The sequence below is a fragment of the Polyangium fumosum genome, assembly GCF_005144585.1.
GTDB lineage: Bacteria > Myxococcota_A > Polyangia > Polyangiales > Polyangiaceae > Polyangium > Polyangium fumosum.
Genome location: NZ_SSMQ01000030.1, coordinates 37287 through 52798, shown reverse-complemented (window position 1 = coordinate 52798; position 15512 = coordinate 37287). Strand labels below are relative to the sequence as shown.

Below are 15512 nucleotides of genomic sequence, written 5' to 3'. Positions count from 1 at the left end.
CGCTACGCGCCCTTGCTCGAGGGCGCGAGCAGCGCACGCACGCGCTTGCGGGCGGCTTCGAGCAGAGGATCCGGCGAGGGGGCGTCGGGGGAAACGAGGTCCGCGCCGGCGAAGGCGCGCGCGGCGTCGCGGCCCGCGCGCCTTCCGAGCAGGTCGGTGAAGAGCAGGCGCGCGAGGGGGGAGGGCGCCACGGTGGGCGTGTCCTTCGGGGCGTCGAGCGCGGTCGCGAGCAGGGCCGTGTCGCCGGAGAGATCCGCGGCGACGGCGAGCGCGATCCGCGCGGAGTTCGACGAGGGATCGGCGCCGAGGACGAGCTCGGCCTGGTCACGCGCGAGGCGAGGGAGGCCAAGCGCCGCGGCACGCACGGCAAGCTCTGGCGCGGGTAGGTGGGCGCGACGAGCGGCTTTTCGCGCGGCGTCGAGGTCACCGGCGCGGAGGGCCGCGTCGACCTCGGCGAGCGGGGCGAGCGCTGGCACCTCGGCGGCGACGCGCATCGCGAGGCGAGGTGCTCGTTGACGCAACGCGCGAGCCGCTCGCTCGGCCGTCACCGCATCGTGAAGGCGCAACGCGAGCTCGTATCGAGCGAGCCATCCCTGCACGGAGGTGGGCCGCTCGATGACGAGCGCGTCGAGCGTGCGTTCGGCGTCCGCCACGCGCCCCGTGCGTTCGAGCAGCGAGGCGTAGAGCAGGACCGCGTCGTCCTGCCCAGGATCGAGCGCGACGGCGTGTGCGGCGTGCTTCAGCGCCTCGGCGAGGTGCCCCGTGTCGGCCGCGCAGCGCGCGCGTGCGCGGGCGAGGGGCTCGTACGTCGGGTCGAGCTCTTCGGCGCGGGTGAAGGCTTCTCCCGCGAAGGCCCGCGCGTCGGGGCTCGCACACGAAGCCGCGCCGAGACGCGTCCAGATTTCGACGCTCTTCGCGTCGTTCTCCGCGGCGCCGCGGTAGAGCGTGATCGCGAGCGGCAGATCGCCGTGCGCCTCGGCCTCCGTGCCGCGCGCGTAGTACGCGTACGCCTCGTACGAGATGAACCGCCCCTGCGTGGGCACGCCGTCGATCACGCGGATCACCGTCGGATCCCCGCAGCCTGCCACGAGGCCGAGCAGCGTGATGGCAGCGGCGAGGATCGCTGCCGAGCGACGGCGCCGGATCATGCCCACCTCGCGATCGCTTCGAGCAACCTGTTGTTCTCTTCGCGTGTCCCGATCGTGATGCGCAGCCGGTTCGCGAGGCGCCCGCCGCGAGCGTGAAAACTCCGCACGAGGATCTTGCTCGCCGCGAGCCCCTCGAAGACGTCCTTCGCCGGCCGTTTCGTTTCAACCCAAAGGAAATTCGCGTCGCTCGGCGAGACCCCGAAGCCGAGCCGCCCGAGTTCCCGCCCGAGCCGCTCGCGCTCCCCGACGACGTGCGCGACGACGTGATCGATCTCGGCGCGGAGCTCGCGCAGGACGAACGTGGCGGCGCGCTGCGAGGGCGTGGGGAGGTTGTAGGGCTGGCGTACCTTGTCGACCTCGCGGATGAGCTCGACCGGCCCCACGAGCCAGCCGATCCGCAGCGCCGCGAACCCGATCTTGGAGATCGTGCCGAGCATCGCGACGTTCGGGTACACGTGGCGGAGGTGCGCGAGGCTCGCGGGCGCGAACGCGACGTAGGCCTCGTCGAGCACGACGAGCGCGCCTTCGGCGGCCTCGATCACGGCGCGGATCCGATCCTCCGACATGCGGTTTCCGGTCGGGTTGTTCGGCGTCGCGAGGAAAACGATGTTCGGTTGTCCGGCTTCGATCGCCGCGCGCATCTGCGCGACGTCGAGATCCCAGCGCTCGTCGAGCGGCACCTCGAGGACGCGGATGCCGCGCGCCGCTGCGCTGAGCCGGTACATGACGAATGTGGGCGACGGCGTGAGGATCGTCGCCGCGTCGGCGCCCGCGCGGGGCTGCGAGAGCGTGGTGAGGAGGAGCGCGATCACCTCGTCGGAGCCTGTGCCGACGAGGATCTCGTCCGGCGTCGCGCCCACGTGCGCGGCGATCGCCTCGCGCAGCTCGGTCGCCCGTGGATCCGGATATCGCTCGAGCCCGCCCGCCGCGAGCGCATGCGCCACGCCGGCGCGCGCGTTCGAGGACAGCAGCGGCGGGGCCTCGTTGCCGTCGAGCCGGATCTCGTGGTCGCCCGTGTGCGGGACGTACGCGGCGAGGTCCGCGAGCTCGGGGCGGAGCAGGTGGGCGAAGCGGGGCGCGGTCATGCGAGGGCACCTCGGGATCCGCGCGTCGGCGCGAATCAGCGCGGCAGCTTAGCCTCTCCCGCGGCGGGGGGCTCGCAAGCCCCGGAGCCGTTCGTCGTTCGGGGACCACGCTCCGAGGGCCCGCCCGTCGCCCGGTGGTGCAGCGCCATGTGGCCGCGCTGGATCCCCTCGGTCGAGAGCGCGCGGAGGGCCGACAGGTTCGTCGCGAGGCCCGTGGCGGCCGCGACGGCGGCGAGCTCTGCCGCGGACGTCACGCGGAGGAGCGCGAGCGCGAGGCGGGCGCCCGGGTGCGCGCGCAAGGCGCCTCCGACGATGCCGAGCGCGAGGGGGAGCGCGAGCTGTCCTTCGAGGGCCTGCTCGTCGTCCGAGAGGCGCCAGGTGGCGAGCGGGCGGTAGCTACCCTCGCGCGCCGCGTACGCATGTGCGCCGGCCTCGACCGCGCGCCAGTCGTTGCCGGTCGCGAGCACGACGGCGTCGACGCCGTTCATGATGCCCTTGTTGTGCGTTACGGCGCGGTAGACATCGCGCTCGGCGAACGCCGAGGCTTGCGCGATGCCGCGGGCCGCGTCGAGCCCGGACACCCGTGCGCTCGCGAGCTCCTCGACGGGCAAACGAACGCGCACGCGGGCGACCCGCTCGTCGCAGTAGTTCGAGAGGATGCGCAGGCCGAGCGTCCCGCGCGCGAGCTCGGCCACGCGCGCGCCCACGGCCTCGGCGACGGTGTTCACGAGGTTCGCGCCCATCGCGTCGAGGCAGTCGACGTGCACGTGGACGACGATCATGCCGCCGCCGAGATCACGCACGGAAGAGCGTCGCGCGCCGCCGCCGCGCGCGACGAGGTTGCCGATCGCTTCGTTTGCCCGCGCGACGAGCTCCGCGGCCGCGCCCTCGATCCGCGCGAGCGCACCCGCAGGATCGGCGATGTCGTGCACCTCGATCTGCGCGACGACGATCGAGGGATCGATCTCCGCGACGAACCCGCCGGCCTTGCGCGCGCGCTTGGCGGCGTTCGACGCGGCGGCGATGACGCTCGGCTCTTCGATCGCCATGGGCACGAGGTAGTCCTTGCCGTTCACGCGCACGCCCGGCGCGACGCCGAACGGCAAGGCCAGCGTGCCGAGCGCGTTCTCGACCATCGCGTCCGCGGTCGATTCGTCGAGGCCGCCCGATCGAAGCGCATGTTCGAGCTCCGCAGGGGCGAGGCCGACGAGACGCGCGACCTCGGCGCGTCGCTCGGGGATGGAGAAGTGGCGCAACGAGGGGAGGGGAAGGGGAGGGTCACGGTGCATGGTCGCTCGGGAGGGATAACGCGCCTCCATGCGCATGTTCCGTGGAGACTCGGCGCAGCGAGGGTGATGAGGCGCGGGAGGATCGGTGGGGGAGGTCGCGCCGGCCTGCTCGGGTCGTTCAACCGACGGAGAGACCCGGGGGGCCGATGCGCGTGTCGAGGGGTTCGAGCTTTCGTGCGGCCGCGCGCGCGCGGAAGGCTGCGGACGAGGGCGTCCGGCCGATCCAGAGGGCGATGTCGCCGCCGCCGGCGCCGCTCGGGCCGAAGCTCGCGCCTTCGGCGCGCGCGAACGGCCGGAGATCGGCCACGTCGTCCACCACGATGGGAGCGCCGGCCGCACGACCGAGCTCCGCGAGCGCGTCGAGTTGCGCCGTGATCGCTTGCACGAACCCCGCGGCGTCCTGCGCTTCGAGGGCGGCTTGCGCGCCGTCCGTGATCTCGTCGAGCAGGTGCCGGTACGTCGCGGGATCCGTCGCGCGAAGGCCCTGGACCTTCTCGACGAGCGCGCCCGTCGAGGCCGCCGTGGGGCACGCGAAGACCTCGAGGACGACGCCTTCGGGCAGCGTGAACGGCACGACGTCGAGCGCGCCCTCGGGCGCGAGCCGGCACGCCACGATCCCACCGAATACGCTCGAAGCGACGTCGATGCCGCTGCCGCGCGGCTGCGCTTTCCGGTGCGCGGCGAGCGCGAGCGGGAAGACCGCGCGCTGCAGCGCAGCCTCGTCTTCGATCGTCGCTGCGAGGACCGCGCCGATCGAGGCGACCGTGATCGCCGCGCTCGATCCGAGCCCGAGCTTGCGTGTCGTACCGTCGGGCATCGGCGCGCGCAGGGCCGACGCGTCGAACGCGGGCGCGTGGTGGAGGATGCCTGCGTCGATCGCCGCGCGGACCTCCTCCGTCACGAACTCGCTCGTGCGGCTCGCGTCCGCCATCACATATCGATCGACGGCCGCGACGAGCGCAGGCGCTCCTTCGAGGACGGCATATGCCCCGGAGACGACGATCTTGCCCGGCGCCCGCGTGATCACGTTCGATCCAGGAGCCGCGCGCCCTCGCCGGGCGACGCCACGATCGTTCGTTTGACGCCCGGCACCTCGGCGAGCGCGGCCGTCACGCGCGGCTCGTCCTCCGGCGTCGTCATAACCTTCACGTGAGGACCCGCGTCGATCGTCGCGTACGCGAGCAGCCCACGCGCGCGGAGCCTGCGCACCTCTTCGAGCGCCTCCACCGTGCCGCCGGTCCAGTAGAGCAGCCCCGGCCGCGCCGCGATGCTGGTCGCGTGCATGGCGAGCGCGCTCTCCTCGGCGGCGACGCCGAGCGCTTCGAGATCCCGCCGCAAGATCGCCTCGCGCACGCGGGCGCAGAGCGCGGGCGCGGACGCGACCCACGCCGGAAAATACGGGCTCGTACGAACCGTGTGCTCCATGCCGTCCGTCGAGCCCACGGCCTTCGGGCCTTCCCGCGTCACGGCCACGACGACGCGCAGCGCCAGATGCTCCGGGGGCGCGATCGGGATTGCCGCGAGATCCCCCTCGCCGGGGCTCCCCACCGGCAGCTCCACGAACCCGCCGAACGCCGAGCGCGCTGCGGATACCGAGATCCGCCGCGCGAGATCACTCACCTGCGTCGGAGCCGTGTCGAGCCCCGCCGCGCTGAGCGCCGCGAGCGCGAGCGCCGAGAAGCCCGACGCGCTCGACGCGAGGCCCGAGGCCGTGGGGAAATCGTTGCCGCTCTCGACGCGCGCACGCGTCGAAATCCCCGCCGCACGACGCACCCGATCGAGGAGCTTGACCACGCGGCCGTGCGCGACCTCGTCGGCCGGCGCGCCGCCGAGCAGGAACGTGTCCTCCGTAAGCGCCGGATCGAAGGCCACGGTCGTCGTCGTGGCCATGCCCGCAAGCGTCACCGAGAGGCTCGGGACCGCGGGTTGGTTCACGCCGTCCGCGCGTTTGCCCCAGTATTTCGCCAGCGCGATGTTCGGATGCGCCGTTGCTTTCGCCGCGCGAATCGTCAAGACAAACCTCCTTCGGCGCCCCGCGTCTCCGAGCGCCCGCCCGCGCCGATGCGCGCACAAAAACCTTCGTAGTGGCCCTCGGCGCCTCGCCAGGCGTCGAGGATGCGCGCGGCGCTTTCGGCTTCGCGCGCTTCGTCTCGCGTGCCGTCGCTCCGGAACGAGGGCGGCACGAGCGCGAGCACGCACCCGCCGCCGCCACCGCCCGTGAGCTTCGCGCCGAGCGCGCCTGCGGACCGCGCGAGCGCGCAGAGCTCCTCGAGCTCGCTCGTCGAGACGAACAGACCTGAGAGCACGAGCTGGTTCATGTTCATGAGATCGCCGAGCGCGCGCATGTCGCCGGCCTCGATGGCGAGCACTGCGTTGCCCACGATCGACGTGATCGCGTCGATCGATCGCTTCACGAGCACGGGATCCTTCGCGTGTTGCGAGGCGATGAGCTCGACCGTCGTTCGCGTCGACGACGGGTGCCCCGTGGATCCAACGCACAGGACGAGATCGTGGCGCGGCGTGATCGGCCGCGCGCCCTCGGCACGCGTGAACCTAAAGATCCCTCCTTGGGCCGCGGCCGTCGCGTCGATCCCCGAGGGATTGCCGTGAAAGATCCGCTCCCACGCGGCCGCGCGCGCGAGCACACGAGCCTCGATCGCCGCGCCTTCCTCGGGGCGGATCTCGCCGCTGCGCGCGAGCGCCTCCGCCGCGCGCGCGATCGAAACGGCGAGCGCCGCCGAGCTGCCGAGCCCTCCGCCCGGCGGCAGATCGCAGCGCGCCTCCACGTGCACGGGCGGAATCGCCGGGGCGACCTCCAAGAGCGCCGAGAACGCCCGCCCGAGATCACTTGCCGACGACGCATCCGCGACGACCGTGCCGTCTCCGAGCCGCAGCGTGCTCGGCCCGCTCGGCTGCCGCGTCACGACGGCGCGCGCCCCGCGATCGAGGCCGGCTGCGATCGCGGGCGACCCGTACACGACCGCGTGCTCGCCGAACAGGATCACCTTCCCCGACGCGGTGCCTTCGGTGCTCGCCTGGCCCGTCACGAGCACGCCTCCGACCTTGCGGGACGAACCCGGAGCGCCTCCACCACGCCGGCGAGGATCGCGCGCGCCGCGGCCGACACCGGCATCGACGCGACCTCCTTCGCCGCGGCGTCGCAGAGCGCCCGCTGCCGCTCCTCTACGGCCCGGCGCGCGCCCGACGTCACGAGCGCCCGCGTCGCCGCTGCGATCGCCGCCGCGTCCGCGTCCGCTCGCCCGTGCGCCTGCGCGAGCGCGCGCCGCTCGTCCTCGTTCGCGAGCCGTTCGGCCTCGGCCACGAGCGACGTGCGTTTGCCCGCGATGATGTCGTTCCCCACGGGCTTGCCCGTCTCGGCGTGATCCCCGAAGGTCCCGATCAGATCGTCGCGGAGCTGGAACGCGATGCCGAGCGGCGCCGCGAAGCGCGCGAGCGCCGCGTGCAGCTCCGGCGATCCGCCCGCGAGCGCCGCCCCGATGCTGAGCGGCCCGCGCATCGTGTAGCTCCCGGTCTTCAGGTCGTGCATCGCCTCCACGTCCTCGGCCTTGCCGAGCACGTCGATCTGCTGGCCGAGCACAACGTCCTCATGGATCCGCATGAACACCTGCAGCACCTGGAGCCGCCGTTCGGCCGGCAGCCCCGCGATCGACACGAGCGTCTCCACCGAGAGCCCCCATGTCATGTCGCTCGCGAGGATCGCCGACGTCGCGCCGATGTGCTCGCCGCCGAGCTCCTTGGCGAGCGCCGCGTGCACGCTCGGACCACCGCGCCGCGTCGGATCCCCGTCCATCCAGTCGTCCTGGATGAGCAGGTAGCTCTGCAGGAGCTCGAACGCGACGCCAGCGTCGATCGCCGGTTCGAGCGCGCCTTCACCTCCAGCGACGATCCAGCCGGCAGCGATGAGCCCTGCGCGCACGCGTTTGCCGCCGCGCAGGGAGAGGTCCCGCGCCGCTTCGAGCATCACGGCGACCGCGGGCCCGTACGCGCGCGCCCGCGTGATCTTCTCGTCGAACCGCGCGGCGATGCGGCGCTCGATCTCGGGCTTGATCTGCGTGAGCAGCGCGAGGAACGCGTTCCCGTTCGTGGCGGGCTCGGCCGTCGTCGGGGAGATGCCTTGGTTCATAGGGCGCGCGAGCGTAGGAGCCGTACCCGGGTCGGTCAATGGCAGGGCCCGGCGCGTCATCGCCCCCGACGCGCCTGACGCGCGAGCGCTCTGCGGAGGGGCCCACGATCCCGCGCGCCCGCCGTCACGGGATCGACCTCTGCGAGCAGCACTACGAGCGCCCGCGAGCGCGCTCGCGCTTCCTTGTGCGCCGCTGTGTCGCCGCGCGCCTCCGCGAGCGCTTCCATCCGCCGGCTCGTCGCGAGCGCGGCCGGCAGCGCGGAGAGCGCCACGTACGTCGCATACAGACCTTCGAGCGCTGCCTTGTGATCCGGCACGAACGAGAGCGCCGCCTCGAAGTCCGCGGCCGCTTCGCGCAACCTCCCGAGACGCCTGCGTAAACTCCCCCGCGCCGCGTGTCCTTCTGCGAAGCCCGCCACGCGTTCGAGCCCCGCCGTGTACACCCGCTCCGCTTCCACCACGTCCCCCGTGGCCTCGTGTCGCGCCGCGAGCGCGAGGTAGGCCGGCCCGTACGTGGGATCGAACGAGATCGCTTCGAGCAGCCGTCGCGTCGCGGCGGCGCCGTCCCCTCGCGCCGCGTGCGCCTCGCCTTGCCGCACGAGCTCTGCGGCTTGTTTCGTCGCCCAGCTCGTCTCTTCGTCGGCCTGCCCGCGCGCCTCGGCTGCGAGCGCGACGACGAACGTCACGCATCCGAGCGTGCTTGCGCGGCGTGAGACCTGTCGGTGCACGAGGATCGCATCCTAGCCGGGGCTGTGCGCACGCACATCGCTCGTGTACCCTCGCCGCACGGATCCTTCATGGCGACGTGCCCCACCTGTCGTACCCAGTACCCGGACGACGTCTCGACGTGCGCGAACGACGGCGAAGGGCTCGTCCCCGATGACACCCTCGAGCCCTTGCTCGCCCCTGGCACGATCGTCGGCGAGTACCGCATCGAGGGCAAACTCGGCGAAGGTGGCTTCGGCGCCGTTTACCGCGCCGTGCATCCCGTGATCGGCAAGGCCGCGGCGATCAAGGTCCTCTCGCGGGAGTTCTCGGCGAACCCGCAGATCGTCTCGCGGTTCGTCGCCGAGGCGCGCGCGGTCAACCAGATCCGCCACCGCAACATCATCGACATCTTCTCGTTCGGCGTCCTCGACGACGGCCGCCAGTACTACGTGATGGAGCTGCTCGAGGGCCTGACCCTCGACGCGTATCTCCGCCAGCGCGGCCGCATCCCGCCCGCGGACGTGATCCCCATCCTCGTCAAGATCGCGCGCGCCCTCGACGCCGCGCACGCCGCGGGCATCGCGCACCGCGATCTCAAACCGGAGAACATCTTCCTCGTGTATGACGAGGACACGGGCCTCTTCCCGAAGCTGCTCGATTTCGGCATCGCCAAGCTCCTCGGCGACTCCACCGGCGCACATCACAAGACCCGCACCGGCATGGCCATGGGCACGCCGCTCTACATGTCGCCCGAGCAGTGCCGCGGGAAGAACGTCGATCACCGCACCGACATCTACTCCTTCGGCATCGTGGTCCACGAGCTGCTCACGGGCCGATTGCCCTTCGAGGCCGAGGACACCATCGACCTCCTCGTCAAGCAGACCTCCGCGCCCGCGCCGCCGATGTCCGCGGTTTGTCCGAACCTCCCCGCGGCGCTCGACGCGCCTGTCTTGCACATGCTGGAGAAGGATCCGGCACGCCGGCCGCGGACCGTCGGCGAGGCGGTCGAGGCGATCGCCGCCGCCGCGCGAGGCGCGGGCATCGAGGTGAAGACGATCGTCCCACGCCCGGAGGCAGCGAAGCTCGCCGAGGGCTCGGTCCGTATCGTCACGGATTCCTCGGCGGACCAGGGCAAGACCGAGGCGATCGCCGTGACCCACGTGATGCCGGTCGAATCGACGAAGCCGAGCCCGGGCCAGACCGAGCTCGCGCTTCAGACCTCCACGGCCGGGGAGGGCGCAGGCAAGGCGCGCGGAGGCTCGCAGCCGCTGCTCGTCGCCGGCCTCGCGGTCGCCGCGCTCGCGGCCGTGGCCCTCGGCGTCGTGGCGCTGCGCCGTCCGTCCGGTGACGCCCCGAACGCCGCACCTTCGGCCAACGTTGCAGCACCAACGATCGAACCGAAACCCCCCGCGTCCTCGGCGCCGGCGGTGGTCCCCGCGTCGAGCAGCCTGGCACCGGACGCTCCTCCTGCCGCGCTGAAGATCACCATCGACACGCGTGTGCCCGGGGTCGAGGTGTTCCTCGGAACGAAGCCGCTCGGCGCCGCGCCGGGGCCGATCGAGATCCCGCGCGGCACGACGGAGAGGCTCGTCTTCAAGGCGAAGGGATACATCGATCTGCCGCGCGAGATCCCGACGGAGGACGGCACGCTGGCGGTCGAGCTCAAGCCTTTGCCCCGGGGGCCGGTCTACTCGAAGGAAGTGGAGAATCCTTTCAAACCCTGAGCGAGGACGCATGCGCCGGAGAACATCTCGTCTCGTGGGAACGTCGCTCGGGCGGATGCTCCTCGCGTCGTTGCCCTTCGCGCTCGGCTGCGCGGATCTCTCGCCCATCTCGGAAGGCCAGTGCGGCAACGACGTCGTCGAGAGCGCCTACGGCGAGGACTGCGAGCCCGGCGTCAGCTTGCCGAACGACAGGGCTTGTTACCCGACGAGCAGTCCCCAGCGCTGCCGTTACAGTTGCGGCGCGAAGACCGATGGGACGCTCTGGAAGTGCCCCGACGGCTGGAAGTGCGGCGCGGACGAGGTTTGTCGTGAACCAACCCCGGTCTTCGAACGCGCCGGCGGCCCCGTCGCCTCGGAGACGCCCATCCAGATGTTCCTCGCCGACATCGACGGCGACAAGCGGCAGGACGTCGTCGCGGCGGGCGCCACCTCGATTCGCGTTCACTACGTCGATCCGGGCGGCCTCCTCGGCAGCACGACGGAGATCCCGACGGCGGGCGTGCTCGCCGCGAGCGCGGATCTCAACGGCGACACGGTCGCGGATCTCGCCGCGCCTTCGGGTCGCGGCATCGGCGTCCTGCGCGGCCAGCGCAACCGATCTCTTGATCCCGCGAGTTTTCCGACCATCTCCGGCGAAGGGGAGGCGGAGGTCCACCTCCGCGCGATCGACGCCGATCCCTCCGAGAGCATGCCGGGGCCCGAGCTCTGCGCCGTCACGTTGACGCCGCTCGGGGCCGTGTTCTTGCGCGTCGACGAGAGCAAGTCGCCCTCGGATTGGTTGAAGGCGCCCCTCGGCAAGGACGTCGTCGGGCTCGATCACGCGTGGGCCGGTCCCTTCAAGCGCCCCTGCCAGAAGGTCGCGGTGCGATCGAGCGCAGGCGCGGAGAACTTCGTGAAGGTGTACGCCCCGTGCGTCGAGACGAACGAGAGCGCTGCGTACCCGCCGGTCTTCGACGAGCTCGTCTCGGTCACGCTGCCGGGGCCCCCGCTCGAAAAGCAGGCGCCGCTGAAGGACGTGCCCTCCAAGGCGGCGCTCATCGAATTTCAGACGACGAACGGCGTGTTCTTCACGCACGTGAACGCGGACGCCTACCCCGATCTCGTCGCCCCGGTGCTGCTCGACAGCGCGCTCTGCAACGGCAAGGGGTGTGGAGGCCTCGCGGTCGCTTACGGCCTCGTCGACGGGACGTACGACAGCGCGCCGCCGCAGGATCCGCTGGCCCTCCAGGGCGACAACACCGCGGACCTGCTCTACGTGGACATCGGCGTCTTCGCGCCGCTCGCGCTCGGCCACCTCGACGAGGATGGCTTGATCGACATGGTCGATCCCGGCGGCCTCGCCTTTGGCAAGCTCCCAGGTCCTCAAGAAGTGTTCCTCACGGTCGAGCGCAGGGGCTACGAATCGGAAGGACCTTCCCTGCGGCGCGCCTTGATCGGTGACTTCAACGTCGACGGCTTGCCGGACGTCGTCGCTTCCACGGGCAACGGCATCGGCTTCTTGAACAACCTCGGCGGTGGGCTCTTCAACCCGAGCGAGATTGGCAAGGCAGGCCGGGTGAACGACATCGGCGCCGCCGACGTCGACGCCGACGGGCTCGACGACGTGGTCTTCGGCGAGACGGTCGCGGACCCCGACAACCCCGCCCTCGAGCGGACCGCGCTGTCGATCGCGTACGGCAAACCCACGGGCATGCCCGAGACGCCCGTCACGATCGCGCGCTTCCCCGCCATCACGCAGATCCTCCCGATCGATCTCATCGCGCTGACCGGCGATCTCGCGACCGATCTGGTCGTGCTCTACCCCGAGAAGCGCCTCTCCGCGGGCGACGGCTGGAGCACGAGCGCCGTGCTCGGCAGCAGCATCCGCCAGATCCAATCGGCTATCTTTCTCACGGAAGGCAAGCTGGAGAAGGCCCGATATCCCTTCCTGCCGCTGCTCGGGCGTTTCTCGAAGGACGACCCGTCGCCGGATCTCGCGGCCCTCACGTTCACCGAGCACTCCGGCATCACCGCGGATCTCTGGTGGGTCCCGCTCTCCGCGGGGCCCACGCTGGAGCCGTCGACCTCGCTCCTCCGCCAGCCGCTCCTCGCGTCGCTCGACGAGAAGTGGATCGCCGCGACGAGCGCGGTCGTCGTGGATCTCGACAAGGATTCCGTCGACGAGATCGTAGCCGTGGCACACGCATCGGGCGGCGCCAGCCTGCCCACGGCTCACCTGCGCATCGCAAGGCCCGACGCCGATCCCGTGGACGTCCCGTCGTTCCCCAAAGAAGGAAACGTCTACACGAGCCTGCGCGCCGCGGACTTCGACGGTGACTCGTACGTGGACATCCTCGCCATGAAGATCGAGATCCAGAACGGCGTGGGACAAGAAGCTCGTTTCGTCACCACGCCGGTCCTGTTCGCGAACAAGCAAGGGAGCCTGGTCGAGCCGGTCGACATCGTCTCGCTCGCCGACGTCGAGCCGTGCAACAGCGAGCCCGGCGTCGTCGGGGTCATCGCCACGGCTCTCGACGTCGTCGATGCCAACACCGACGTCCGCAAGGAGCTCGTTTTCCTCGGCCCGACGGGCGCGTACCTCTACCACCGCGTCGTGGAGATCGACGCGAACGGCAAGCGTGTCGAGAAGGACGTCGTCGCGTGTATCCCGTCGGCCCCCGCGGGCGCCACGATCGCTGCGGGCGATCTGACTGGCGACGGCGTCGACGATCTCGCCATCGGTGCCGACGGGAGCATCTACATCCTCGCCGGAAAGCCGAACCGCCCATGAGCCACGCTCGTCGCGCCGCGCGTATCCTCTCCGTCGCCCTCCTCTTCACCGCGCTCGTCCCGCACGCCGCGCGCGCCGCCGAGGACGTCGAGAAGGCGAAGGCGCTCTTCAACGCGGGCGCCAAGGCCTACACGAATGGCCGTTACCTCGTGGCGATCGACTCCTTCCGCGAGGCGTACGCGGCGGCCCCGCGCCCGGCCATGATCTTCTCGCTCGCGCAGGCCTACCGCCGCCAGTACGCCGTCGACGGCGATCTCGAGAAGCTCAAGCAAGCGATCGCGAACTATCGCCTCTACCTCGATCAGGTGAAGGAAGGCGAGCGGCGCGCGGATGCCGTGGCCGCGCTCGGCGAGCTCGAGGTCCTCGCGGCGGCGCGCCTGCCTCGCGACGGCACGATCACGTCCACCACGTCCAGCGCGGCGTCGGATGCGCCGAAGACGAAGGTCACCATCACCTCGCCCACGCCCGGCGCGCGGATCTCGCTCGACGGCAGTAAGCCCATCGAGCCGCCGCTCTCCGAGGCCGTCACGCCCGGCAAACATCGGTACAAGATCAGCGCCGAGGGCTACATCGACGAGGAGCGCGAGATCAACATCGCCCCGGGCGATCAGCGCGCCATCGAGAGCGAGCTGCGCGAGCGCCCCGCGCTGCTCGACATCCGCGGCCCTGCGGGCGCGACCGTGGCCATCGACGGCAAGCTCGTCGGCACGACCCCGCTGCCCGCGCAGGAGCTCGAACCCGGCGCGCGTTTCCTCGCCGTGTCGCGCAACGGCTTCCGGCCGTATTCGCGCGAGATCGTCGCCCAGCGCGGGGAACGCGACATCCTCGCGTTGAACCTCACGCGCACGCCGCAGCGCTACGTGTCCTACGTCTTCCTCGGCGCCGGCGCGCTCACCCTCCTCAGTGGGCTCGGCGCAGGGGGGAAGGCGCTTGGCGCCGAGGGCAGAGCCCTCGAGCTCAAGAAGGCGGGGCTCACCGAGTCCACGCTGCGCGAATACAACAGCGCCCTCGCCGAGCGGAGCGCCTCGACGATCGCCGCGGGCATTGCGCTCGGCGTCGGGGCCGCGATCGGGCTCACGGGCTTCGTGCTCTACGCCTTCGACGCGCCGTCGCTGCCGCTGCCACCTGCGCGCAAGGAGAAGAAGCCCGAGCCAAAGGAGAAGGGATCGACCATGGACATGGCCTACGCGCCCGTCGTGGGTCCAGGTTTCGCGGGCGCCGCCGTCATCGGTCGTTTCTAGTGCAATCGTTGGTCGTCCAATGGACGGACCTCAAAACAATTCGGCTGCAATGCCGTCGGCGAGCACCCACGCGTCCCGGGGCACGCGGATTGTCCCTCCCTCGATCGTGAGCTTGCCCCGCTTCATGAGCCGCTCGGCCGCCTGCCGCCGCTCCGGCGTCCAGGCCTCTGCCCCGACCTCCGCCGCCGATCGTTCGAGGTCGAACCCTTCCCGCAGCCGCAGGCCCAGCATGATCCGCTCGCGCAGCCGCGTCTCCGGATCGAGCGGCTCCTCGCTCTCGACTTCAGCCTCGCCCGCGAGCGCTGCCCGCATGTACCGCGCCGGATCGATCGGGTTTCGGTACCGCAACGCGAACCCCTCCTGCACCTCGGCGCCTCGTCCGCTCACCGTGCCGAACGCCGCGCAGCCGAGGCCCACGTAGTCGTGCCCGCGCCAGTAGCCGAGGTTGTGCCGCGCCTCGTGCCCCTCGCGCGCGTAGTTCGAGATCTCGTAATGCCGGAGTCCGGCCGCAGCGAGCGCCTCCTCGATCGCGAAAAACGTCTCGGCCACGCCGTCCTCGTTCGCGATGGGCAGGCGCCCTCGCCGCGACAGCTCACCGAACTGCGTCCCCGGCTCGATCGTCAGGCTGTACGCCGACACATGCGTCACCCCCGTCTCGGCCACGCGCCGCGCCTCCGCGGCCGCCTCGCGCGGCGACTGCTCCTGCGTGGGCCCGCCTGCGAGGTACTTCGGACCGCCCTCCGGCGCCGGTACGGCCACGCCGTAAATGAGATCTGCGCTCACCCGCGGAACGCCGGCCCGGAGCGCTGCCCGCACCGCGTCGAGGCCTCCTTCCGCGTCGTGCAGCCGCCCGAGGAAGCGCAGCCGCTCCGGCTCGAGCCCCTGCACGCCCACGCTGAGCCTGTTCACGCCCACGTCGACGAGCGCCCGCGCCCGGTCCTCGTCGAGCGAGCTCGGGTTGCACTCGACCGTCACCTCCACGTCAGAGAGCGCACGCCCTGCCGTGAATGCTCGGATCCCGGCGAGCACCCGCCCGAGCGCCTGGGGCGCCCAGAGCGAGGGCGTGCCACCCCCGAAAAACACCGTCGCGAGCGTCCGCCCCTCGAAGGCGCTGGCCCGACGTTCGAGCTCGGCGAGGATGGCGTCGGCGTACCGATCGTGTTCGATTCCGTCCCGTTCTTTTGCGAACGAAACGAAATCGCAATAGGGGCACTTTTTCAGGCACCACGGGAAGTGGACATAGACGCCGATCGGCTCCATGGATTTCTACGTGTGTGGAGGTCTCTAGGGCTCCCGGGTGTCACGGGAGAACTCGGGCGCGAGTACGCACGTCGAACGGGGGTGGAAGGACACGCCTCGACCCCGAAAGCCGCGAGGACCCCTTGGGCGCGAAAGCGCTCGTG

At 71.4% G+C, this 15512-nt stretch carries 12 protein-coding genes; 3 read left to right on the top strand and 9 right to left on the bottom strand.

All coding sequences use genetic code 11. From position 1 onward, the window contains the following. Positions 1-2: 2 nt before the first annotated feature. The 8 genes from E8A74_RS26485 to E8A74_RS26450 form a co-directional block, all read right to left on the bottom strand. Complete coding sequence (locus E8A74_RS26485) at positions 3-1148, bottom strand: tetratricopeptide repeat protein (RefSeq protein WP_136931865.1); 1146 nt, start codon at positions 1146-1148, stop codon at positions 3-5. After that, on the bottom strand, positions 1145-2233 hold the full coding sequence (hisC, locus tag E8A74_RS26480) for a histidinol-phosphate transaminase (RefSeq protein ID WP_136931864.1): 1089 nt from the start codon (positions 2231-2233) through the stop codon (positions 1145-1147). Before hisC ends, E8A74_RS26485 begins: the two co-directional genes overlap by 4 nt. Before the next feature lie 35 nt (positions 2234-2268). Continuing rightward, complete coding sequence (locus E8A74_RS26475) at positions 2269-3522, bottom strand: hydroxymethylglutaryl-CoA reductase, degradative (RefSeq protein WP_170229382.1); 1254 nt, start codon at positions 3520-3522, stop codon at positions 2269-2271. A gap of 118 nt (positions 3523-3640) precedes the next feature. Further along, positions 3641-4549, bottom strand: a complete 909-nt coding sequence (locus E8A74_RS26470) for a mevalonate kinase family protein (protein WP_136931862.1) — start codon at positions 4547-4549, stop codon at positions 3641-3643. Beyond that, on the bottom strand, positions 4546-5535 hold the full coding sequence (gene mvaD / locus E8A74_RS26465; protein WP_136931861.1) for a diphosphomevalonate decarboxylase: 990 nt from the start codon (positions 5533-5535) through the stop codon (positions 4546-4548). The genes E8A74_RS26470 and mvaD overlap by 4 nt, the downstream gene beginning before the upstream one ends. After that, on the bottom strand, positions 5532-6575 hold the full coding sequence (mvk, locus tag E8A74_RS26460; RefSeq protein WP_136931860.1) for a mevalonate kinase: 1044 nt from the start codon (positions 6573-6575) through the stop codon (positions 5532-5534). Before mvk ends, mvaD begins: the two co-directional genes overlap by 4 nt. Beyond that, positions 6566-7666, bottom strand: a complete 1101-nt coding sequence (locus E8A74_RS26455) for a polyprenyl synthetase family protein (RefSeq protein WP_170229381.1) — start codon at positions 7664-7666, stop codon at positions 6566-6568. Before E8A74_RS26455 ends, mvk begins: the two co-directional genes overlap by 10 nt. Before the next feature lie 56 nt (positions 7667-7722). Further along, positions 7723-8394, bottom strand: coding sequence for a tetratricopeptide repeat protein (locus E8A74_RS26450; RefSeq protein WP_136931858.1), 672 nt, complete (start codon positions 8392-8394; stop codon positions 7723-7725). A gap of 69 nt (positions 8395-8463) precedes the next feature. Here E8A74_RS26450 and E8A74_RS26445 point away from each other — a divergent pair, with 69 nt between their 5' ends. The 3 genes from E8A74_RS26445 to E8A74_RS26435 are packed head-to-tail and all read left to right on the top strand — an operon-like array spanning position 8464 to position 14109. Further along, entirely contained in the window at positions 8464-10098 is a 1635-nt protein-coding gene (locus tag E8A74_RS26445; protein ID WP_136931857.1) for a serine/threonine-protein kinase, read from the top strand. A gap of 34 nt (positions 10099-10132) precedes the next feature. After that, positions 10133-12868 carry an FG-GAP and VCBS repeat-containing protein gene (locus E8A74_RS26440; protein WP_136931856.1) on the top strand — a complete coding sequence of 912 codons (2736 nt, stop codon included), beginning with the start codon at positions 10133-10135 and terminating at the stop codon, positions 12866-12868. Continuing rightward, a complete protein-coding gene (locus E8A74_RS26435) occupies positions 12865-14109 on the top strand; it encodes a PEGA domain-containing protein (RefSeq protein ID WP_136931855.1) in 1245 nt (414 codons plus the stop codon). Before E8A74_RS26440 ends, E8A74_RS26435 begins: the two co-directional genes overlap by 4 nt. Positions 14110-14139: 30 nt before the next feature. On the opposite strand, the gene hemW is transcribed toward E8A74_RS26435, so the two are convergent. Further along, positions 14140-15369, bottom strand: a complete 1230-nt coding sequence (gene hemW, locus E8A74_RS26430) for a radical SAM family heme chaperone HemW (RefSeq protein ID WP_136931854.1) — start codon at positions 15367-15369, stop codon at positions 14140-14142. Positions 15370-15512: the final 143 nt, after the last annotated feature.